The sequence below is a fragment of the Candidatus Woesearchaeota archaeon genome (assembly GCA_016928155.1).
GTDB lineage: Archaea > Nanobdellota > Nanobdellia > Woesearchaeales > JAFGLG01 > JAFGLG01.
The window spans coordinates 102212-122656 of record JAFGLG010000017.1 but is presented as its reverse complement, the minus strand read 5'-3'; the positions used below and the strand labels follow the sequence as shown (position 1 = coordinate 122656).

At 45.6% G+C, this 20445-nt stretch carries 25 protein-coding genes; 13 read left to right on the top strand and 12 right to left on the bottom strand.

All coding sequences use genetic code 11. The annotated features are described in order from the left end of the window. Positions 1-43: 43 nt before the first annotated feature. Both JW968_07540 and JW968_07535 read left to right on the top strand, forming a co-directional pair. Complete coding sequence (locus JW968_07540) at positions 44-1033, top strand: DUF2240 family protein (protein MBN1386791.1); 990 nt, start codon at positions 44-46, stop codon at positions 1031-1033. Between the two features lie 13 nt (positions 1034-1046). Beyond that, positions 1047-1778 carry a polysaccharide deacetylase family protein gene (locus JW968_07535; protein ID MBN1386790.1) on the top strand — a complete coding sequence of 244 codons (732 nt, stop codon included), beginning with the start codon at positions 1047-1049 and terminating at the stop codon, positions 1776-1778. Here the strand turns inward: JW968_07535 and JW968_07530 are convergent. Together JW968_07530 and JW968_07525 are read right to left on the bottom strand one after the other, a co-directional pair. Next, a complete protein-coding gene (locus JW968_07530; protein ID MBN1386789.1) occupies positions 1765-2142 on the bottom strand; it encodes a hypothetical protein in 378 nt (125 codons plus the stop codon). The two genes, JW968_07535 and JW968_07530, sit on opposite strands and share 14 nt — an antisense overlap. Before the next feature lie 89 nt (positions 2143-2231). Further along, complete coding sequence (locus JW968_07525) at positions 2232-3179, bottom strand: hypothetical protein (protein MBN1386788.1); 948 nt, start codon at positions 3177-3179, stop codon at positions 2232-2234. Positions 3180-3357: 178 nt separating this feature from the next. On the opposite strand from JW968_07525, the gene JW968_07520 reads away from it, so the two are divergent. The 7 genes from JW968_07520 to thpR all read left to right on the top strand — a co-directional run bounded on the left by JW968_07520 (position 3358) and on the right by thpR (position 8655). Next, positions 3358-4086, top strand: a complete 729-nt coding sequence (locus JW968_07520) for a hypothetical protein (GenBank protein ID MBN1386787.1) — start codon at positions 3358-3360, stop codon at positions 4084-4086. After that, on the top strand, positions 4083-5852 hold the full coding sequence (locus JW968_07515; GenBank protein ID MBN1386786.1) for a hypothetical protein: 1770 nt from the start codon (positions 4083-4085) through the stop codon (positions 5850-5852). The genes JW968_07520 and JW968_07515 overlap by 4 nt, the downstream gene beginning before the upstream one ends. 227 nt (positions 5853-6079) lie before the next feature. Continuing rightward, the gene (locus tag JW968_07510; GenBank protein ID MBN1386785.1) at positions 6080-6397 is read left to right on the top strand and encodes a hypothetical protein; all 318 of its coding nucleotides are present in this window, start codon (positions 6080-6082) and stop codon (positions 6395-6397) included. Between the two features lie 24 nt (positions 6398-6421). After that, positions 6422-7399, top strand: coding sequence for a DNA repair and recombination protein RadA (gene radA, locus JW968_07505; protein MBN1386784.1), 978 nt, complete (start codon positions 6422-6424; stop codon positions 7397-7399). 33 nt (positions 7400-7432) lie between these two features. Beyond that, the gene (locus JW968_07500) at positions 7433-7687 is read left to right on the top strand and encodes a hypothetical protein (GenBank protein MBN1386783.1); all 255 of its coding nucleotides are present in this window, start codon (positions 7433-7435) and stop codon (positions 7685-7687) included. A gap of 112 nt (positions 7688-7799) precedes the next feature. Then, positions 7800-8090: a TRAM domain-containing protein gene (locus JW968_07495; protein ID MBN1386782.1), complete on the top strand. Its 291-nt coding sequence runs from the start codon at positions 7800-7802 to the stop codon at positions 8088-8090. 31 nt (positions 8091-8121) lie between these two features. Continuing rightward, a complete protein-coding gene (gene thpR / locus JW968_07490; GenBank protein MBN1386781.1) occupies positions 8122-8655 on the top strand; it encodes an RNA 2',3'-cyclic phosphodiesterase in 534 nt (177 codons plus the stop codon). Here thpR and JW968_07485 read toward each other — a convergent pair. From JW968_07485 to endA, 8 genes are all read right to left on the bottom strand, one after another. Then, a complete protein-coding gene (locus tag JW968_07485) occupies positions 8628-9317 on the bottom strand; it encodes a hypothetical protein (protein MBN1386780.1) in 690 nt (229 codons plus the stop codon). The two genes, thpR and JW968_07485, sit on opposite strands and share 28 nt — an antisense overlap. Then, a complete protein-coding gene (locus tag JW968_07480; GenBank protein ID MBN1386779.1) occupies positions 9318-9860 on the bottom strand; it encodes a hypothetical protein in 543 nt (180 codons plus the stop codon). Between the two features lie 297 nt (positions 9861-10157). Beyond that, the gene (locus JW968_07475) at positions 10158-11192 is read right to left on the bottom strand and encodes a class I SAM-dependent methyltransferase family protein (protein MBN1386778.1); all 1035 of its coding nucleotides are present in this window, start codon (positions 11190-11192) and stop codon (positions 10158-10160) included. A gap of 4 nt (positions 11193-11196) precedes the next feature. Continuing rightward, positions 11197-12060, bottom strand: a complete 864-nt coding sequence (locus tag JW968_07470) for a DMT family transporter (GenBank protein ID MBN1386777.1) — start codon at positions 12058-12060, stop codon at positions 11197-11199. Next, complete coding sequence (fen, locus tag JW968_07465) at positions 12057-13091, bottom strand: flap endonuclease-1 (GenBank protein ID MBN1386776.1); 1035 nt, start codon at positions 13089-13091, stop codon at positions 12057-12059. The genes JW968_07470 and fen overlap by 4 nt, the downstream gene beginning before the upstream one ends. Positions 13092-13159: 68 nt before the next feature. Beyond that, entirely contained in the window at positions 13160-13579 is a 420-nt protein-coding gene (locus tag JW968_07460; GenBank protein ID MBN1386775.1) for a hypothetical protein, read from the bottom strand. After that, the gene (locus tag JW968_07455; GenBank protein ID MBN1386774.1) at positions 13576-14304 is read right to left on the bottom strand and encodes a hypothetical protein; all 729 of its coding nucleotides are present in this window, start codon (positions 14302-14304) and stop codon (positions 13576-13578) included. Before JW968_07455 ends, JW968_07460 begins: the two co-directional genes overlap by 4 nt. Further along, complete coding sequence (endA, locus tag JW968_07450) at positions 14305-14829, bottom strand: tRNA-intron lyase (protein ID MBN1386773.1); 525 nt, start codon at positions 14827-14829, stop codon at positions 14305-14307. It lies immediately after the preceding gene. 109 nt (positions 14830-14938) lie between these two features. Here endA and rnz point away from each other — a divergent pair, with 109 nt between their 5' ends. From rnz to JW968_07430, 4 genes are all read left to right on the top strand, one after another. Next, positions 14939-15829 carry a ribonuclease Z gene (gene rnz, locus JW968_07445; GenBank protein MBN1386772.1) on the top strand — a complete coding sequence of 297 codons (891 nt, stop codon included), beginning with the start codon at positions 14939-14941 and terminating at the stop codon, positions 15827-15829. Between the two features lie 413 nt (positions 15830-16242). Next, positions 16243-17661 (top strand): amidophosphoribosyltransferase, encoded by a 1419-nt coding sequence (locus JW968_07440; protein MBN1386771.1) that lies wholly within the window; start codon positions 16243-16245, stop codon positions 17659-17661. 61 nt (positions 17662-17722) lie between these two features. Further along, positions 17723-18115 carry a Holliday junction resolvase gene (locus tag JW968_07435; GenBank protein ID MBN1386770.1) on the top strand — a complete coding sequence of 131 codons (393 nt, stop codon included), beginning with the start codon at positions 17723-17725 and terminating at the stop codon, positions 18113-18115. Positions 18116-18124: 9 nt separating this feature from the next. Then, positions 18125-18286, top strand: a complete 162-nt coding sequence (locus tag JW968_07430) for a hypothetical protein (GenBank protein MBN1386769.1) — start codon at positions 18125-18127, stop codon at positions 18284-18286. Here the strand turns inward: JW968_07430 and JW968_07425 are convergent, their stop codons facing one another. Next, on the bottom strand, positions 18287-19036 hold the full coding sequence (locus JW968_07425) for a DUF106 domain-containing protein (protein ID MBN1386768.1): 750 nt from the start codon (positions 19034-19036) through the stop codon (positions 18287-18289). A 12-nt stretch (positions 19037-19048) separates the two neighbouring features. Then, positions 19049-20443: a preprotein translocase subunit SecY gene (gene secY, locus JW968_07420; protein ID MBN1386767.1), complete on the bottom strand. Its 1395-nt coding sequence runs from the start codon at positions 20441-20443 to the stop codon at positions 19049-19051. Between the last annotated feature and the right edge of the window lie 2 nt (positions 20444-20445).

Sequence of the window (20445 nt, the reverse complement as noted above, 5' to 3'; positions counted from 1 at the left end):
AAATCCTTGAATGGGCCGAAAAGCTGTAACCAGGGGTGTGAACATGCTAAAAATGCCATATCATGATATGCTGAAGAAGATACAGGAGAAGAGCCAGATATCAGAGCAGGAGATAGAGAGAAGGATAAAGGAGAAGATGGACAAGCTCTCAGGACTCATCTCAAAAGAAGGTGCGGCGCACATTGTCGCAAATGAGCTGGGGATAAAGCTTTTCGAGGAGATCACAGGCAAAGTCAAGATAAAAGACATGCTGGTAGGCATGAGGAGCTGCGAGACAGCAGGCAGGGTGCAGGCAAACTACGGAGCTAATGAATTCGACACAGGAGAGAGGAAAGGAAAAGTGGGGAATATGCTGATAGGCGACGAGACAGGAGTCATAAGGCTTGTGGTCTGGGGCTCCAAGGCAGAGATGCTCGCCGGCATAAAAGAGAATGACATCGTCAAGGTCAAGAACGCATATGTAAAGGAGAATCAGGGAAGGAAAGAGATACACATGGGAGACAGGGGAGAGCTGCTTATCAATCCGCCAGGAGAGGAGATTGCTGAAGTCAAGCAGAATGCAACAGCAAGGAAATTCATAAACCAGCTCGAGCCGAATGACAGCAATGTAGAATTGCTGGCGACAATAGTGCAGGCATTTGACCTGAGATTCTTCGAGATATGCCCGGAATGCAGCAGGAGGGCAAGGCTCCGCGAAGACAAGTTCTACTGCGACCAGCACAATGAGGTCAAGCCCTACTATGCATACCTGCTCAACCTCTCGCTTGACGACGGCACAGGTAACATGAGGGCTGTGCTGTTCAGGAACCAGGTGGACAATCTGCTGAAGAAGAGCACAGAAGAGGTCCTCACATACAGGGATTTCCCTGAGAAGTTCGAGGAGGTCAAGACCGGCCTCATCGGCGAGACAATCAAGCTGGTTGGCAGGGTCAACAGGAACGAGATGTTCGACAGGACAGAATTCGTGGCAAACAGAGTAATCACAGAGATAGACGCAAAGGAAGAGATAGAGAAATTAGAAGCCATGCAATGAGGCGGGTACCTCAATGAAAATATCGGCACACTACATCATAGGAGCCTTTCTGATAGTGCTGCTTGCAGCGTATCTGTACCCGCGCGCTGAACCCAAAGAGATACTCCTGAGCTTCGATACAGAAAGTGTCGATGGGCAGGATGTCCTGATGATATTGGGGCTCCTCGAAAAGATGGATGTCAAGGCCACTTTCTTCATGACAGGGGAATATGCAGACCAATACCCTGAGATTGCTGATCAGATAGCAGAGAACAATGAAGTGGCCTGCCACAGCTATGACCATCCAAGGATGTCAAAGATAACAAGAGAAGAGAAGGAAGAACAGATAGAGAAATGCATCAAAGCGATAGAGAAAGCGACAGGAAAAAGGCCAATAGGCTTCAGGGCACCATACCATGACATAGACAAGGAGACCGTTGAAGTCCTGAAAGAAAATGGTTTTGAATATGATGCAAGCACAATAGAGAACTGGGGCATATCCTTCCCTGAGGTAAAGATGACTGAAGTCAAGATATCCAGCTATGGGCTATTCCCGATGTCTGATGTGATACTCAGATATTATCTGAAGATGCCTAAGAGCATCTATCTGCACCTCATGACATCTATCCAGCAAGAGACAATATCACTGAGCTTCCACCCGCACCATGCCGTGAAGCTGCTTGAAGAGATAGAAGAGACAATCACATATTATCAGGATATAGGTACAGAGTTCAAGACACATTCAGAATACCTCAATTTATCCTGAGAAGATATCGACGGAAAGAGCTCCACGAGTCAGGATGGACCGCGAGATGATAAAAAGGGGCTTTCTTGTGATATTCTACCACAGGCAATCTGGATTTCCTGATTATCCCAGTGTTATTTTTCTCTATTATAGAAATGACATGAGCCAGATCCTGGCTGACCATATAGCTGAACATCTTGGAGGTATGAGCAGAGTACATGCTCCTGATCATCTTTTTGTGCTCCCTGCCATAGACATAGACCTCGATAGCATTGCCTTCCTGGAAGAAGTCTATCATAGTGGAATCTGATTTGATGCTTGGCCCTATCTCATCAAAGAAAGCGTCAATCTTATCATCAATCTCCTTATCACTGGGTGAAGCCATGATAAGGAATCTCAGGCCGCTCACTTATAAATGTTATTCTAGGTAATATAGGTTATAGAATTCACTTGGTTTTATTGAGATAAACAAACTTATCTTCTGCAAACATTTCGCACATTATAACCCTTCTTCTCAAGATTGAAGCTTTTAGGATAAAAGCCTTCTGCCCTGTATCCACCAAGATGCCCATGTCTCTCCTGCTCAGCAACCTCATGCTTCCTCCTGTCTAATGCAACGCTGAATGCCTCAGCAAGAGAAATATTTCCATTGCTATCCAAATCAGTATCATCACTGCTCATCGCGTCAAAGAGAGAACGCGCAAAGAAATCAATCCTCGAACCAACTGACATGCTATCCTTGCTGCTGCTTGAAAAGACTATCCTATCCTTGCCTGCCAATTCCTCTGCAAAACCACCGGAATAACAAGAGTCAACGACATAGAACTGATGCTCTGCCTTGATCCCGGAAAGGAGGCCTCTTATGTATGAAGGAAAAATCCTATCAGCAAGATCGCCTCCATAACCATTAATGTAATACCTGACCAAAGTCTTGCCCTCACGGTCGCCATGATTCATGATGACAAAGACAAACTCGTCATTCGCTGAGATTCTTCCTTCAAATCTGAATATACACCTTTCAAGATTCCTCCTACTCGCAGGCACAGGTGCAGAGCCGAATTTCTCCCTAGCAAGAAGATCTATCAAATCCTTATCCCTAGTCTCAGAAGCATCATAAGTACCGTCATGGTAAAGAACCTCGATATCCTCACTGGCAAATCCGATGTTCCTCAGGTCAGAGTATATATTGGCTATGGCTATCAAATACGCATTCTTGAGGCCCTCATCAAACTGATCAGGATACACCCCCTTGTCCTTGAGGGAGCCTGGGCAGTAGATAACAGCGTATCTCTTTGCCGCTCTTGATTCTTCATGATCCATGAGAGCATCCTTCCCATTTGGCTCTGCAGAAGAAATGCCAGCTGGAAGAATAGCAGTTGCTAAGGCTGCGGCAATCACTGCTGAAAGAGTCTTTTTGGCCATAGAACCATATTACTGGTCATTTAGATATATAAATATTACTATTAAATAGTAGTTAAAATATTGATTATATTAAAAATTGACTAAAAAGGGCTTAAAAAGGCTTTAATCAGCTTTAAGGGCAGTATCTAAGCCAAATCATTAGCAATATTTATAAAACTTACTCAATATAGCCTATCAAATGAAAAAGGCCCAGATAACCCCCTTCATAATAATGGGGATAATGATACTTCTCACAATAGGCCTTATCTTTTATCTGATGACCATGATCTCAACATCAGAGCCAGAGATACAGACAATGACAGAGGCATCAAGCGTCAAGTACTATGTCCAGAAATGCGTCTCAGACACTGCCATGGAGTCTGTCTTCATGCTGGGCTTGCACGGCTGGCACCTGACAGAACCCCCGCATGTTTTCACCACATCGCAGTTGACAACAAGCTACCTATATTATGATGGCATGGAATACATGCCAACAATCCCTGCTGTTGAGAAGAACCTCTCATATTACATGAACCAGATGCTGCCTTTCTGTAACCTATCAGTTTTCAGGCAGTTCAACATAGATACATCAGAACCATCCTCAGCTGTGACAATAAAAGAAGATTCCGTATTATTCCATGTCACCTGGCCACTCACAATCAGATATGGAAACACAGCCACAGAGATATCAGAATTCGAGACAGAAGCTCCTATAAACGTACTCAGGCTACACAATGTCACAGCTGAAATAATAGAGCAGACTGCAATAAATCCTGCAGTCATAGACCATATGTTCCTCCTGTCAAGGGTGTCAAACATATCATACACAGTATTCAACAATGACACTGTGCTCTATTTTGTGCAGGATCCTGAAGAACTAAAAGATGAATATGGTTTCGCTTCTGTGTTCGCGGTGAAGTTCAGATGAGAAAAAACACAATAATACTGCCGATCATCCTGCTACTGACCATCAGCATCGCACTAGGCCAAAATGAGACACCCGACTATACTGACCCCCAGAACATCATGAACAACCCGACAGAATTCTCTCAATATTATTCGCAAAAGAGCAACATGAACATAAATATACAGTCATGCTCAGGATGCTCCTATAACGGAGGGACAAGGCTTGAGATAACCAACGGCAAGATAGAGCTGAACGGAAAGGAATATCAAGTGCCGCCCGGACACATGACATGCGATGCCGGAGAATGCACTTTATCTGGAATGAACACAGGCGACCTGACGAACCTGCACGGCACAGAAGACAAAGAGGGAAGGATGAACATAGAAAATGGCTTTGCTGGCCGCACAAACCTCGAAAATCTCGAACAGGTTTCAATAGAAAATGATGTGATGACCGGAACAGCAGGGGACTATGCAAGGGTAGAAATCGGAACAAAATCAGTATCCCTGCCTAAAGGCAGCAGATTCTCATTGACAAACCCAGAAGGACCAGAATCAATACTGATCGTTGATCTGGATGAAGATGAATCAGTGCATATAGATTCCTATATCGATCCTGACAAGATAGTCACGCCCGGACCAGAAGGAGCACAATTCATGATCGATACAAAAAATTCATTCGGAATACTCGGAAGCGCATCATTCGAGGACAATCCAATTCAAGTTAGAGACTTTGGTAATGAGATTAATGTATACCAAAGTATCTTATCTCTAAAGACAGAACAAGACGATGAGGTCATCACAGGAGATGATGCTGACTACAGGTTCTTCGGCAACCAGAAACAGATCACTGTCGGCAGGAAGCAAACCACTGAGAGCACACTGAACAGCGAGGGCATAACATTCACATTCGGGTCGAATCCAGAAATAAGCGAAAGAATAAGAAGCCTGACAGACTCACCAAGCGGCAGCGCAACAACAATGACAAAAGCAATTGCCAGCGTCGAAAATGTGCTAGATAATTACCCAAGCATATCTGCCAATGTTCTCTCAATTGAAGTAATGGGTGAGGAAGACTCGGCACCACTCTTTACAGATGATGAAAGCGAGAATGCAGATAAGGGCAAGATGCCTGACAAGGAAGATCAGCAAGGAGTATCCCGCGAAAAATTCCAATCAGACCTAATGAAAGCTGCAGGGGAAAGCTTTGCACCAGAATTCCAGCAAAGATTAGCAGGCGAAGAACCGTTTGTCAAGGGCTTGTGGTATGCGGCCGGCGCCATGGCAGAATATGGGATAAATCACAAGCTGGAATACAAAGGCCTTAAAATGGGTGATTACACATTCGGAGGAAACATAGGGCAAGATGAAGGAGAATATGAAGCACAGCTGTCCACAAGATCCAAGAACGGCCTTGAATTCGGATTAATGGGAAAGACAGAAGGTGACATGGGATTGGACATCGGTTTCAGAGATGATACCAAGAACCAATGGAAATTTGAAGTTAAAATATCAGATTACCAGGAACCAGATGACAGGAAAATCTCATCATCAGCCTCATGGACCTCTCCAGACAAGCAATACTCACTGAGGGTGGGAGTAGAAGAGCTCAAGCAGTCAGAATACAAGAACCTAATGGCTGACTACATATGGCGTCTTAATAATAATCTTAACCTGAACATAAGAACAACATATGGTGAAGACACAGAGATCAAAACAGGACTGAGATGGATCTTCGGGCGCCCAAGTATAGGCAATCAAGGGGCTATCGGATCCGGTAGAACCTAATTATCATATCTATTCTTAATTAATAAGCTTATAGTCCTATCCTCAATGTGATTTCTGTATAACAAACTCCACTGGCCACTGGACAGGCCGGCGTAAGGGATTTATAATGCCTCAGGCTAAGCAATAGCATCACTCCACTCTCAGTGTAAGGGAGATGAAAAAAAAGGCGAACCCTGCGGCAAATGTCTCAGGGCGCAGAGGAATCTGCGAGCAAGGAGGCGAAAAAAATGAACGCAACGGAAAACAGGTTTTCCGAGCATTCCGGAAACCGAAATACACCAGAAAAGAAATTCAGGGCAGGAGCGATAACAGCGACTGTCTGGAAGAACGGAGCAGAGAGAGACGGGAAAGCAGTGTCCTACTTCTCTGTCGGGATAGACCGAAACTACAAAGACAGGAACGGGAAATGGCAGACCACGAATTCCATGAGGATAAATGACCTGCCTAAAGCAGCGCTAGTTCTCACTAAGGCATACGAATATCTCATGCTAAGAGAGCAGGAAAGCATGCAGTATACTGACATCAGCGAAGAGGCTGTGGTTTAGAAAGATTAAAATAGAGGTGAAAAAATGGAACAGATACTTATCCAGAAGAGCAAAATGAAAGAAATGAGCGTACTCGAGCTTCCAGGTGTGGGGGCAGCCACAGCAGAAAAGCTGAAAGATGCAGGCTTCGACACAGTCATGAGCATAGCAGTAGCTTCGCCAGGGGAGCTGGTCGACGCATCAGGAGTGAATGAGGCAGCTGCAAGGAAGATGATCAATTCTGCAAGAGATAATCTCGATATGGGGTTCGAGTCAGGGGAAGACCTCCTCAAGAGGAGGGAGAAGGTCCATAAGATAACTACAGGAAGCAGCGAATTCGACAGGCTTCTCGACGGAGGATTTGAGACAGGGGCGATCACAGAGGCATTCGGAGAATTCGGCTCAGGAAAGACACAGATAGCGCACCTGCTCGCAGTCAGGGCCCAGAACATGAAAGGGGAGAAGGATCCTACAGCAGTCTATATAGACACAGAGAACACATTCAGGCCTGAGAGGATCCAGCAGCTCGCAAAAGGAGCAGGCATGGACCCGACAAAAGTCCTCAAGAACATAAAAGTCGCAAGGGCCTACAACTCAGACCACCAGATGCTGCTCACAGAGAAGGTCGAAGAGCTCATAAAGAAAGGAGAGAACATCAAGCTTGTCATCGTGGATTCGCTCACAGCCCATTTCAGGGCAGAGTTCATAGGAAGAGGGACCCTGGCAGAGAGGCAGCAGAAGCTGAACAAGCACATGCACACACTGCTCAAGCTGGCTGATCTCTACAACATATCAGTCTTTGTGACAAACCAGGTCATGTCAAAGCCGGATGTGTTCTTCGGCGACCCGACGCAGGCAATCGGGGGCCATGTTGTCGCGCACGCAAGCACATTCAGGATCTACCTGAGGAAAGGGAAAAAAGGCAGCAGGGTCGCAAAGCTCATAGACAGCCCCAACCTCCCTGAAGGAGAATGCAACTTCTTTGTGGAGACCAGCGGGATCAGGGATGTGAAACAGCAATAATTTTATATTATTATCTTTTTATTCTAAATCAAAATGAAATACAATCTTGAGATAGGGAAGAAGCTGAAGATAAGAATAGGATTCCTAAAATACCTCCCTGTGATGTACTGCGGATATGTCAATGAGCACACTTTCTCGATAGGCCATTTCCATGCATCAGGACACCAAGGATATGCGATAAACCTATATTATCCGAAGAAAGCGAACACAATACAGATAGGTGATAATCATTTCAGGGTGGGGGATATAACAACTGAAAGGATTGAACTTGAAACAATCAAAAATTGACTAAATTTAAATAGTCCGGTCTCATATACTGAAATAATACAAACCCTAAAAAGGGCAAAAAAGGCCTTATTGCAAAAATAAAGCCTAAAAAAAGACGGAGAGGTAAAACAAGATGCAAAATGGGAGTTTCAGTGGAGGCGCTCCAGTCCAAATAGGAGAAGAAGTAGATGCAAAGATAGAAGCAGTCGGTGCAAAGGGAGACGGCATTGCAAGAGTGAAAGGATTTGTCATCTTTGTGCCAGGCGTCAATGCAGGGGACGAGGTCAGGATAAGGATAACCAAAGTACTGCAGAAGGTCGGCTTCGGAGAATTGATCGGCGAGGCGAAAGTACAGACAGAACAGGCACTTGAGCCAGAACCGATCGAGGATACAGAAGATTTCGGCAATGAACTAGACCAATAGATTAAAATAGCAAATTCTCTTCTCATCCAGGATGAGATGTTTCATAGCAATAGACATGCCTGCGGATGCTGAAGCAGAGGCGAGAAGAATCCAGGCCATGTTCGGCATGAAAGGCCTGAGGAAGACAAAGAGCTTCCATCTCACTCTCAAATTCCTCGGCGAGACAGACAGGCAAAGGCTTGAGGCTTCAAAGGAGAAGCTCCGGGATATAAAGCTGCCAAGATTCTCCCTCGAGCTAAGCAAGATAGGTGTCTTCCCGGACGAGAAAAGAGCGAGGGTATTATGGATAGGGCTGGATGGGGATGCAGCAAGGCTCCAGAAAGAGATTGATGAGAAACTATCAGGCATTTCTGACAAGGACAACAGGTTCCATCCGCACATAACACTAGCAAGGATAAGCTATCCAGATGACAAGGAAAGATTCCTTGAACTTCTCAGCACAGAAGTCAAGAAAATAAGATTCGACGTGAAAAGCTTCGCGCTATACAAGAGCACGCTCACAAGAGACGGGCCGATCCACGAGAAGATAGAGGAATATCACCTGAGCCCGGAATCGACAAGCTGATCGATCTCATTCTTCGATATTGCGCAGCCATTGAGCTTCAGGCCCCACAGGACAGCCTGCAGCAGATTCTTCCTGGCTTCAGGGATCTTCAATACATACCTGTCAAGGAAGCCGGCATGGTATGCGACAAGAGCGAATTCAGCCGACCGTATCATCCTGATACCCTTAGTCATATTCCTGAACTTCTTCAGATTATCCTTATTGACGCTTATCCTCGTATGGAGCCGATGCTCCATCAGCGACACGAAAGAATCAGGATCCTCAATCATGGCCCGCGTGGTGCGCTCATCGATGACCAGGGCATCAGCATCAAGGACAATGGCGGCAGCAAGAGCTTCAAGCTCGCCCTGATGCACAAGATTAAGATACCTGCCCTTTGCAGAAAGAGTGTGATTAGCTATCTCAAAGATCCTATTAGCCATCTCCTTTATCTTCCTGTCAGCCGTGAGCTTCAATACGCCGGAATCTATCTTCTCCAGCACCATCAAGGCCTCGAACTTGAACTTCTTTGACCTTATCGGCCTGTCGACAAGCTCAGATTTCACTGCCTGCGGAAGATAGAAATCCCCGCCGAACCTATCCCTCATAGGCTCAAGCAGCCACAGCAGATTATTTATGGTCAGGCTGATTACAGGTCCTGCATCGAAAACCAAGGCTCTCATCTAGACACCGAAAATGCTTCTTGCAAGCTTCAATCTCTGACGGGCATTCATCGGCCCTATCATCTCCTCAGGAAGCTTTGTCTTACCGATATAATTCAACAGCTCCCACTGGGTTATGCCAAGCATCTCAGAAGCCTTCCCAATGGAGAAGCCGTGCTCGAAAAGCTTGCTGCCTTTCTTGATATTGGCCTGGTTGATGACCTCTTCAATGTAGAGGCCCAACCTGACATCATGCTTTGCGATGGATCTCAGGATGTGCTTCAGGTTATAGCTGAAACCCTTCAAGTTATCCTTCTGCAGATCAAGAATGAGCTTTGAGATCTTGACAGTTATCCCAGAGATATTGCCTGCGCCCCTCTCCATTATCTTGGAGACAGCATAAATGAGTATCGCAATCGAGAGAGAATCCTTGTCGCCATAGATGCTTGCGTTATGGATGGTGTGGTTCGAGAGCTCCTTGACCTTTGCAGGATCATCCTCTTTTATGGCTGCAAGAACATCTTTCATGACAGAAATGATGTCTGATTTTACCTCTCTTATCATCCTCAGTAATAAGCCTGAAGTTTTTAAATATGTTTTGATTAGGACCAACAATCTTTTTGGATATGGCTTTCAAGCATAATTTCAGAGAACCACAAAAATCAGGACAAATGCTGCCAGAATCATCAGAAGATACCTGTAATTATAAGAAATCATGGATTTGGGCGGCTCAATAGACGCCTTATGATCTTCAATAACTCTCCTGTCATACTGAAGCATAGCAAAATCACCGGATGGTCAAAAGCAGAAGTATAGTGGTTGACTGATTATTTAAACATTGTGTTATTATAATAACAAATCTCATCTTGTCTTATGTTTTGTTACCTGGAAATCCACACAAACCCTGTAAGTCCTGGGACTATGCTGGCCGCATTTCCTGAACCCAAGGAACCTGCACTCCAAGCCCGCCTTTGTGCATGCCTTAAGTATCTTGTCATGGCTCCTCTGCGGTATGTCCTTATCTTCAAGGAAATCATAGAAATGAATGATTGTGCCCTCCTTTGATGCAGAGAGAGCGACATCAAGGAAATCGCCGGCTGATTTAGGTAGAGGCATTATGATGCGGTCAAATCTCTGATCAAGCTTAGGTACAATATGTTTCACATCCCCATTGATGACCTTTACATTCTTCGCCTTGTTGAGCGCAATGTTCTTAAGAGCATAATCATGGCCTGCAGGATTGATCTCAATGCCTACGATGTCACCAGCTTTTGTATTCCTGGACAGAACAATCGGATAAGGGGCGCACCCTGAGAACATGACCAAGACTGATTCGCCTTTCTTGACCATCTTTGCGATGATCTTCCTCTCATTGCCGAGCCTGGGTGAGAAATACACCTTCTCGACATCAAGCATGAAACAGCAGCCATATTCCTTATGGACAGTCTCCTTCTTCCTCTCGCCTGCAAGGTACTTCATCTTCTGGGTCCTGAAAGTCCCCTCATGCGAACCTGCCTTCTTGAGCACAGTCCTGATATTCTTATGAGACAGCAAGAGGGCTTCAGCGATCATCTTCTCTTTAGGGACAAGCTCTCCTGGTATCTCAAGAATGGCGATGTCTCCGATGACATCAAATGAGGTCACAAGAGACCCGAGCTCCTGCGAATTCAGATTCTCGAACAGGAAATCCTTGAAGACCAGCTTCTTCTGCCTAATGTCAAGATCAATATCAACAAACCTTATGTCCAACTCCTTTGACCTGAATCTCCTTATCACAGGGAAGTAAATCTTCCTGCCTGCCTTCTTGACACCATAATCATAATTGAAGAGATGATTCTTGATAAGATACTTCTTGACCTTCTCAGCGTCCTTTATATTGCATCCTATGGCTAGCATAATCTCATATGGCGATGAAAAAAATGCCTGCAATCATGACAATGCAGGCAGCCACCTTCCTCCAAACATCTGATTCATGAAAAAGCTTTCCACCGAGAATGGTGGTGAATAGAGTGCTGAGCCTCTTTATCGGTATGACCAGGCTGACAAAAGCAGCCTTCAAGGCAAAGACATAGAAGAACTTGCTCAACAGGCTGAAGACAGCGATGACGGCGATAAACCTGCCAGAGGAACCAAGACCTTCTGCAAGATCCCTGTAACCACCATACATCAGCGAGGATACGATGAAGAAGTTTATGCCCATGAAGATGATGAACAGGAACAATAATGTCACAGGCCCGATGAAATCCAGCAGGAATTTCTCCCCTGTTGCTGTGAAAGAATAAAGGAAATAAGCGAAAATGACTAACACGACATATCGCGAAGTGAGAAGATGCCTGATGTTCTGCCAGACACCCTCCTGATCCCTGGCCTCAAGATAATAAACACCCAGGACAAGCAGGATGATGCCAATGAACTGGACAAGGGTCAAGGTCTCTCCCAAGAAAAAATATGCAATGACGATAAGGAAAAACGGGCTCAAATTAGTGAGCGGAGCCATAGATGATATCTCAAGATGCCTCATGCCCTTTGTAGTCAAGAGATTAGCGGCAGTGGCAATCATAGAAAGGCCATATACAGCAAAATACACCCAGAGCGGGACACTAAAGTCCATCATCGAAATGAAAAACAGGATCATGACCAGCTCAAATAACTTGAGGATCATGGAAAACTGGAGGGCATGGAGGTCCTTCAGGGACTTCTTTGCACTGAGCTCTGCCAATGAGAAAAACAAGGCAGACAGCATAATCATCACAATACAATTCATCCAAACCACTCCCCAAGGCCTTTCTGCTCCCTCACCTTGAATGATCTCAGCTTCTCAAGGGCCGAGTCAACCCTCTCCCTGGCAAAATCATGACGCTCAACAAGGATCTCAACAACCTTATCAAAGTCAGGAGGAACCCATTCGAGCCTGTAATCATCAGTCGCGGGCATATCCTTGAAGAGATTGAAGACATCCTGCCAAGGATAATCAAAATTGTCATCCCAGCCAGCTTTCCTGAACAGAGAATCATGGTCGCTGCCATGCTCCTTGACAAGGTTCAGGGCCTTTTTCGGGCCTATCCCGGGAATGCCACCAATATTGAAATCTGTGCCGATAAGAATAGCAAGGCAGATGAGAGAATCATGATCAATGCCGAGGCTGTTGAGGGTCTCTGAGAGATCCACAAGCTCAGGGCGGACATCCTGATACTGGAACTTCCCAGGCAGCTTCTTGCGCTGTGAGATAGTAAGGTTCCTGATGAGACGCGGAGCTCCGAACAGGAGCGAGTCAGCATCCTGGGAGGCGATGCCGTAGATGTCTCCTCTCCTTATCATGTAAGAAGCCTGGGCTTCCCCTTCTGAAGGGGCCTGTATGACTGGAAGGCCCAGAGCAGAGATAAGATCCTTTGCCTCATCAACCATCTCCTTTGTGAGCTTCGAAGTGCGGGCAGCATATTTCTTCATGCCGTCAACATCTTCCTCATCCTTAGCTTTCTCAAATCTCTCCTGGGCATCCTTCTTGAGGTCAGCTCGCCTCTGGCGCTCCCGGAACTTAAGCTCAGGTGGGGTCCCATCAAAGACAAAAGCAAGCTTGATGTCCTTCTGCATGAGATTTGCTGTCCTCGAGAAAAGCCCTATGAGGTGGCTTGTCACATTGCCCTGGGAGTCTGTCAGCAGAGTGCCGTCACGCTGCCTTATCGTCGACAAGAACTGATAGAGCACATTAAAGGAATCCACTGTAAGCTTCTTATGCCCCAATGCAGCAAAATCCAGCTCATGCCTGATCAAGAGATCAGTTATCTTCACTCCCATCCTAGATTTCCCCTATCATCATATTTTCCATTTAAAATTATCCAATGAACACCCATCATATGCCCTCATCATAATACCTTCATTATCATCCCTCTAAAATCCTTCTCAAGCATCGATTCAGCCTTCTTTGTGACCTCCCCTGTAGTGATATAAAGTGTGGGCAGCTTCTTTGACTGGCCCTGGATATACGCTGAGCTGAGGTCACCATCATTGCTCTTCTTCTTGTTCTTTGCCTTGCAGAAATACTCTATCTGGCCGATCACGCTCGGGACCCTGATGATGAACTCGATATCAGACCCTCTCCTCAGTATCTCATGAGAGAGGATGTGTATATTATTTGACTTGAAGAAAGCATTTATCCTCTGGAAGAATTCATCATCGATCCCTTCCATGTCGACAGGTGCAGGCTCTTCCTTCGGCGCTTCCCTGAATGGGCTGAATTTTGAGAAAATATCAATGAGCCTCTTCTGACTCTTCTTCTTACTCACTTCTTTCTCTTCTTGCTGTCCCTGAGATCCTGTGTCTTGGATCTCTTCGAGCTCTTGAGGCTCTTCCTGATCCTCCTGCTCTGGCCGGCCTTCTGGTTCTTGAGTCTCCTGCTCTTCCCCTGCACTTTCTTGAGGATCCCGGCTTTCCTGGCTTTCTTCTGCTCTCCTGCTTGGGTCTTCCCTGGTCTCTTCTTCTGTCCCTGCACCGAGCGTCTGCTGGCTTTCCTGGTTTTCCCAGATCTCGTTTTTTTTTTAACGCCAAGATCCTTGGAGGCGTTGAGAATCTCACGGATCCTTGACTCGGCATCCTTCATAGGAAGAAGGAACCATCTCCAGAAAATCTCAGTATGGCCAGCGACTGTGACCTCAAGAGGCTTGGCAAAGTCCCTGATGCTCCTCAAGCTGACCCTCATTATCGGGGTGAGATCAACATCTCTCAAGACACCCTCTTTCTTCAGAGCATCAAATGATTTCTTGTCCTTGTCATTCATGCTGCCATAGAGCGAGACAAGCTTGGGCTCCTGGCCAATGACATAATACAATGGGCTTCCGCCGACCTTGGAGTTCGTAATCTTCACCCTGTCCTTAGAAGCAAGCTCAGAAAGCATGGCACCGATTATTATAGTGTTGCCGCCCACCTCCTTCATTATCTCTACAGGAAGGACCGGGCCTTTCCTCGCAACAATCTGGACAATCTTCTCCCTGAGGTCATTCATGTCATCCACCTATGGCCTCATCCATCTTATCTCATAATAAGTGACGTCACCTTCGTCGTCAACAATGCCTATCATGAGCCTCTTCTTTGTCGAATGCGCTACCCTGTTCTTAGCAGCGAACTCATACCATGTGAGCTCTTCTCCTTCATGGACAGGATAGATTATCCATCGGGCGTGGTCCTCACCAGGCTTGACGCCGCGGTCATAGACGCGGAAATCAGCTCCGAACTTCAGAGCAGTCTTGATTATATAACCGCGATTCCTCATGTCCTTGAACACGCAGAACCTTGTCCAGAAATTCGGTTCGAACTTAGTGGCCTTTGCAAGGAAGCGTTCAAAATCATATAATTTTTTGCGGCCATCCAGGATCTCAATCTTGCCTTTCTCAAGAAGATAAAGGGCTTCTAGTAAGCTGAGCTGGATCTTGCCATTCGCAAGCTTGGTGCCGTACCTGCTCTTGTCAAACAATTCAAGGGCTTCATCGGTCTTATCCAAAAGAACCCTTTCAGTGGAGAGAACTGCCTGGATTGTCATAATAAACTCCAGAAAAGGTGGCTTTATAAATTTTGTTGGATGATTATTTCTATATTGAAAATAAATAAATTTGAAACCCTTTTTATAGGAAAGCCAAATTCAACAGGACATGGAAATCACATTTTTAGGAACAGGATGCATGGTGCCGACAAAGGAAAGGAACCATCAGGCAATCTTCCTCAAATACGACAAATGGGGGCTGCTTTTCGACTGCGGCGAGGGAACACAGAGGCAGCTCCGCATAGCAGGGATCAAACCATCGCAGATAAGCAAGATATTCCTATCCCATTGGCATGGAGACCATGTGCTTGGGCTTCCAGGACTGCTCCAGACAATAAGCGCGAGCGAGTATGAAGGGAAATTAGAGATATACGGGCCAAAAGGGACCAAACAGAGAATAGAATACATGCTCAAGGCATTCGAGTTCGACATGCAGATAGAGATCGAGATAAAAGAGATATCAGACAAAGTGGCCTATGAGAACAGCAGATTCTCAATCGAGGCATACAAGCTCAACCACAGGATACCCTGCTACGGATACAACTTCCTCGAGAAGGACAGGCTACGCATAAATCTGGATTATGTCCGCAAGCTCGGTATACCTGACGGTCCGGTGCTCGGGAGACTGCAGAGCGGAAAAGACGCAGAATGGAAAGGCAAGAAGATAAAAGTGGAGGATGCAACATATGTCGTTGAGGGAAAGAAGATAAGCTTCATATTCGACACATCGCTCTTCAATGGGTGCTATGAAATGGCAGAGAGCGCAGACCTGCTGATATGCGAAGCAGTATATGCAAGCGGGCATGAAGAGAAGGCAGAAGAGTACAAGCACCTGACAGCAAGGGATGCTGCTCTCATAGCCAGCAATGCAGGTGTCAAGAAACTCATACTGACACATTTCAGCCAGAGATACAAGGACATATCAGAGATAGAGGAAGATGCAAGGAACTATTTTGAAAATATCCAATGCGCATATGACTTCATGAAGGTGAACCTATAAATCCAAATCATATAAAAAATCATAATATCCCAAAAACAATATACCCAAAGACAACATATCCAAAAATCATTTATCCAAAAAACTATAAAGCCAGGATTTCATCCCTCATATCAGATAAAGAAATTATTAATATCAAACAATATTCTGATATAACCTATTCATCAAAATATGAATGATATGCGGATGATATATGAATGATGCATCATTAGTTCATAGATATTAAATTATTAGTATATCGATATTACATCATCAACATATGAGCATTGCGTGGTCGGCAAATGGATGATGTGTGAGGTGTATGCAAGAGACATACAATACCAATATCAATATAATACTATTACAATATAACATCATTACAATATAACACCATTAAAACATAACACCATTATCCATATCAACAAGCAGGTGAAAAAATGGGGGGAATATTCGGGATCATCTCAAAGCAGGACTGCGTCCAGGACTGCGTGTATGACCTCTTCTTCGGGACAGATTATCATTTCCATCTCGGCACAAAAAGAGGAGGATTAGCAGTCAAGAATGACGAGGGCATAGAGAAGGCGATACACAGCATAGAAGAGGATCAATTCAGGCCGAAGTTCAAAGAAGACGTGCAAAGATGGCACGGCAAGAAAGGGATCGGGGCCATAAGCGATACAGATCCCCAACCTCTAGTGTTCAGATCGCATCTTGGAGAATACGCCCTTGTAACAGTGGGAAAAGTGTCAAATCTCAATGAGATAGTGAATGAATCATTCATCAGGAAAAAAGCGCATTTCTCAGAAATGAGCGGAGGCGACATAAACCAGACAGAAGTCATCGCAACAATAATGGACCGGGGAGACACGTTCCAAGAAGGTATCAGGCTGGTGCAAGACTCCATAAGAGGATCAATCTCAATGATGGTGCTCACAGACAAGGGAGTATATGCAGCAAGAGACAAATTCGGCAGGACACCCATAATACTTGGTGCAAGAGATGATGCATATGCAGCAGCCTCAGAGACCAACTCTTTCCCGAATCTCGGATTCGAGATATCCAGATTCATGGGTCCGGCAGAGATAGTGCTCATGACGCCTGATGGCATCGAACAGCTTCAAAAGCCCGGTGAGAAACTCCAAATATGCAGCTTCCTATGGGTGTATTTCGGATTCCCAGCATCAGATTATGAAGGGATAAATGTCGAAGACACAAGATACAGGTGCGGAGCCAACCTGGCAAGGGAAGATGATATTGACATAGATATTGTTGCAGGAATACCTGATTCTGGAACAGCACACGCGATAGGCTATGCAAATGCCAGAGGCCTGCATTACAAAAGACCCATAGTCAAGTACACACCCACCTGGCCGAGAAGCTTCATGCCCCAGGAACAGAGAATCAGGGACATGGTGGCAAAGATGAAGCTCATACCGATAAAAACATTGATAGACAGGCAAAGGATACTTTTCTGCGAAGATTCAATAGTGAGAGGGACACAGCTTCAACAGCAAGTACAGGCAATCTATGACTGCGGAGCAAAAGAAGTCCATATGCGTCCAGCGAGCCCGCCACTTGTATTCGGATGCCCATATCTCAACTTCTCGAGATCAAGATCAGAGATGGACCTTGCAGCACGCAGAGCCATCCGCGAGCTTGAAGGCGTGGCTGAAGCGACACCAGAGATGCTCGCAGAATACACTACATCTGATTCAGAAAAACAGCTTGCAATGATCGACCGGATCAGGGAAAGACTGGGGCTTACAACACTCAAATACCAGAAGCTCAATGACCTTGTAGAATCGATCAGCCTGCCTGCAGATAGGCTCTGCCAGTACTGCTGGACAGGAAAATAAACCAAAACAGCCTGATATTCTCTGGAAAAAATATTTAAAAAGAGATGGCTTTCAAGATAAGATGAAGACAAAAGCAAAGGGCAGCAATGCAGAAAGGGAACTGTTCCACAAGTTCTGGAGCAGTGGATGGGCATGCATGCGTGCAGCAGGAAGCGGATCAACAAGCATGCCTGCGCCTGACATACTTGCAGGCAATGTCACAAGGAGACTGGCCATAGAAGTCAAGGTAACAAAAGCCATAAAGCAATACCTGACACGCAAAGAGGTCGAAGAACTCAAAGAATTCTCGAGAATCTTCGGGGCAGAACCATGGATAGGGGTCAAGTTCAACAATGTAGACTGGTATTTCATCAATCCAGAGGATCTCGACGAGACAGAAGGCCAGAATTATGTTGTCTCAATACCGATAGCAAAAAGAAAAGGGCTCCTATTCGAGGAAGCGATCAACAAATAAGGTGATAAAATGGCAGCAACACCAAAAGGGCCCCAAAAGGCCAAAATAGACTATGTGATAGACAGAGGAGTGTATGATTCATTTGTGAGGGCATGCAGCTCAAAAGGATTCGCCCCGCAGATAGTAGTAGAAAGGCTCATGAAAAAATACGTGGAAACAGGACAGATCTGATCAGACAACCTTCAAAAGCTTTCTCAGCACTATGCTGAATACAAGCGAGAGGATGATATAAGTCCCAAGCCATCCCGGATGCCAGCCGAATATCGAGATGGAACCAAGTGGCTTATTAGGAGGATTGTTGATCTGGATAATCTTCACTTTCTCATTCTTGAAAATCTCCTGGAATTTCGCATACTTGTAATTATCAATCAAAAGCTCCTTGTGATACTCCTTGCCATCATAACTGACAGTCAGCACATATTCACCTGCATTCCCCTTCAGATCCCAAGTTGCCTGAGAATCAGCAATCTCAACATCAGGATCCCCGATGACAAGCTCAGGAACAGATGACAGGCTCGCAGAACCAGCTGAACCTTCTGGAAAAAAAGCAGTGACTGAGAAATCAGAAGCAGGATAAATCGGGGCAAAAGCCAGATTGGCATTCATCCAGCCAAATATTATGATCAAAGGGATAAGAGTGAATAAAGTCGGCTTGAAGGAATGGGTCATGTACTGCATATTTGTCTGCATGGCCTTCTTCTGGAGCTCCATCATCTTCTTAGGATCCTCCTTGTGCTTCTTCATCTCGTCCTGATGCATCTTGAGCTCATCCTTGAGCTGCTTCATCAGCTTCTGGTCAGTCAAGTACTTGTAAGCCATAGTCATGACAACAGTGATGCCCAAAGAAAGCATCAGGATGACATAGAAAGGCTGGAGCCTGAGAAGAGGATCAAATACAGGATTCAAAAGATTCTCAAACATCAAGGCCACCCCCTAAAACTTCATGAACTTACGCATCGCAGGATGCATATCAAACATATGCTTACGAGCAATATCCTCGTACAGCTTGTAGATAATCATAACAGTGAGCAGGATACCAGTGCCAGAGCTAAGAGCGCCGATAAGATCAGCACTTGCAGCGATGAACCCGACAAAAATCGCTCCCATGACAGTCAAAGGACCGATATATCTCTCAAGCAACCTCTCCATGACTCTCGGATCCTGCCTGAAGCCAGGAATCTGGAGACCAGAAGACATGATCTGCTTAGCCTGGCTTCTCGCATCCATGCCAGATGTCTGGACCCAGAAATACGAGAAAACCACAGCTCCTCCTATCATGAACAAAAGATAGACCAATCCATGCCAGATGTCCGGCCATGCGATATTCCCTATAATCAGCTTCTCGACAACATTAGGATACTGGATCCAGGAGACAAAACCTGAAACAGGAGTGCCCTGAGAATTGAATGTGCCAAGCAAAGGATGCCCCCAATTCTGCAGCAATCTGCCCCAAAGCTGTATATTAGCAAGCAAAGCTGCCACCAAAATGACCGGGATGTTTGAAGTATAAATGAATGAGAGCGGCCACCTGACGCCATGACCCCTTATCCTGCCGAAAGAAAGAGGGATCTCGACCTTCATGGCCTGACCATAAATGGAAATCATGAAAACAAAGATAGTAGCGAGGATGGCAGCAAGCATCAGAGCAACAAGCTGAGGATCACCTGTCCTCAAGCCGAGGAAAAGCTGCCAAAGAGCACCAGTCGGGACCTCGGGATTAGCAGGGCTCGGAAGCCATGAAAGAAGCCTGACAAAAACAGATTTAGACACTCCAGCTGCGATGAACAATGAGATGCCAGAACCGAAGCCGTGCTTTGAGACGACTTCATCCATGAACATGACCATCAAGCCTCCCAGGAAAAGCTGGAATATCAAAAGCAGATCAAGCTGGAGCTTCAAAGCGCCAGTTATCTCAGCTGCAGGAGCCAAGCCACCCATGAAAACATAGATGAATGCCTCGAACAAAATGAAGAATATAGACAAGAGCTTCTGGATGCCCTGGAACCTCATCTTACCTTCTCTCGATGTCAAGTCAAACTTGACAATGCCTGACCCGTTCAACAGCTGCAGCACAATGGAAGCTGTAACAATCGGGCCGATACCCAGAGACATAAGAGAGCCGAATTCAGCCCCAAGGATCAATGAAAGGTATTCGAACTGCTGCAATGCATTCTGGCCAAGACCGAACAAAGGGATAAGGCCCATAGCAAAGAACAGTACAAGAATCGTCAGAGTCCACTTGAGCTTTGTCTTGAAAGGGACATTCTTCTGGGTAGCCGGAGCAACCTCCGGAAGATTTGCCAGGATATTATCTAGGAATGATGCCATTT

Excerpts from the sequence above, each read along its gene's own strand:
- JW968_07540 (MBN1386791.1), top strand. The coding sequence starts at position 44 with ATGCTAAAAATGCCATATCATGATATGCTGAAGAAGATACAGGAGAAG.
- JW968_07535 (MBN1386790.1), top strand. The coding sequence starts at position 1,047 with ATGAAAATATCGGCACACTACATCATAGGAGCCTTTCTGATAGTGCTG.
- JW968_07530 (MBN1386789.1), bottom strand. The coding sequence starts at position 2,142 with ATGGCTTCACCCAGTGATAAGGAGATTGATGATAAGATTGACGCTTTC.
- JW968_07525 (MBN1386788.1), bottom strand. The coding sequence starts at position 3,179 with ATGGCCAAAAAGACTCTTTCAGCAGTGATTGCCGCAGCCTTAGCAACT.
- JW968_07520 (MBN1386787.1), top strand. The coding sequence starts at position 3,358 with ATGAAAAAGGCCCAGATAACCCCCTTCATAATAATGGGGATAATGATA.
- JW968_07515 (MBN1386786.1), top strand. The coding sequence starts at position 4,083 with ATGAGAAAAAACACAATAATACTGCCGATCATCCTGCTACTGACCATC.
- JW968_07510 (MBN1386785.1), top strand. The coding sequence starts at position 6,080 with ATGAACGCAACGGAAAACAGGTTTTCCGAGCATTCCGGAAACCGAAAT.
- radA (MBN1386784.1), top strand. The coding sequence starts at position 6,422 with ATGGAACAGATACTTATCCAGAAGAGCAAAATGAAAGAAATGAGCGTA.
- JW968_07500 (MBN1386783.1), top strand. The coding sequence starts at position 7,433 with ATGAAATACAATCTTGAGATAGGGAAGAAGCTGAAGATAAGAATAGGA.
- JW968_07495 (MBN1386782.1), top strand. The coding sequence starts at position 7,800 with ATGCAAAATGGGAGTTTCAGTGGAGGCGCTCCAGTCCAAATAGGAGAA.
- thpR (MBN1386781.1), top strand. The coding sequence starts at position 8,122 with ATGAGATGTTTCATAGCAATAGACATGCCTGCGGATGCTGAAGCAGAG.
- JW968_07485 (MBN1386780.1), bottom strand. The coding sequence starts at position 9,317 with ATGAGAGCCTTGGTTTTCGATGCAGGACCTGTAATCAGCCTGACCATA.
- JW968_07480 (MBN1386779.1), bottom strand. The coding sequence starts at position 9,860 with ATGATAAGAGAGGTAAAATCAGACATCATTTCTGTCATGAAAGATGTT.
- JW968_07475 (MBN1386778.1), bottom strand. The coding sequence starts at position 11,192 with ATGCTAGCCATAGGATGCAATATAAAGGACGCTGAGAAGGTCAAGAAG.
- JW968_07470 (MBN1386777.1), bottom strand. The coding sequence starts at position 12,060 with ATGAATTGTATTGTGATGATTATGCTGTCTGCCTTGTTTTTCTCATTG.
- fen (MBN1386776.1), bottom strand. The coding sequence starts at position 13,091 with ATGGGAGTGAAGATAACTGATCTCTTGATCAGGCATGAGCTGGATTTT.
- endA (MBN1386773.1), bottom strand. The coding sequence starts at position 14,829 with ATGACAATCCAGGCAGTTCTCTCCACTGAAAGGGTTCTTTTGGATAAG.
- rnz (MBN1386772.1), top strand. The coding sequence starts at position 14,939 with ATGGAAATCACATTTTTAGGAACAGGATGCATGGTGCCGACAAAGGAA.
- JW968_07440 (MBN1386771.1), top strand. The coding sequence starts at position 16,243 with ATGGGGGGAATATTCGGGATCATCTCAAAGCAGGACTGCGTCCAGGAC.
- JW968_07435 (MBN1386770.1), top strand. The coding sequence starts at position 17,723 with ATGAAGACAAAAGCAAAGGGCAGCAATGCAGAAAGGGAACTGTTCCAC.
- JW968_07430 (MBN1386769.1), top strand. The coding sequence starts at position 18,125 with ATGGCAGCAACACCAAAAGGGCCCCAAAAGGCCAAAATAGACTATGTG.
- JW968_07425 (MBN1386768.1), bottom strand. The coding sequence starts at position 19,036 with ATGTTTGAGAATCTTTTGAATCCTGTATTTGATCCTCTTCTCAGGCTC.
- secY (MBN1386767.1), bottom strand. The coding sequence starts at position 20,443 with ATGGCATCATTCCTAGATAATATCCTGGCAAATCTTCCGGAGGTTGCT.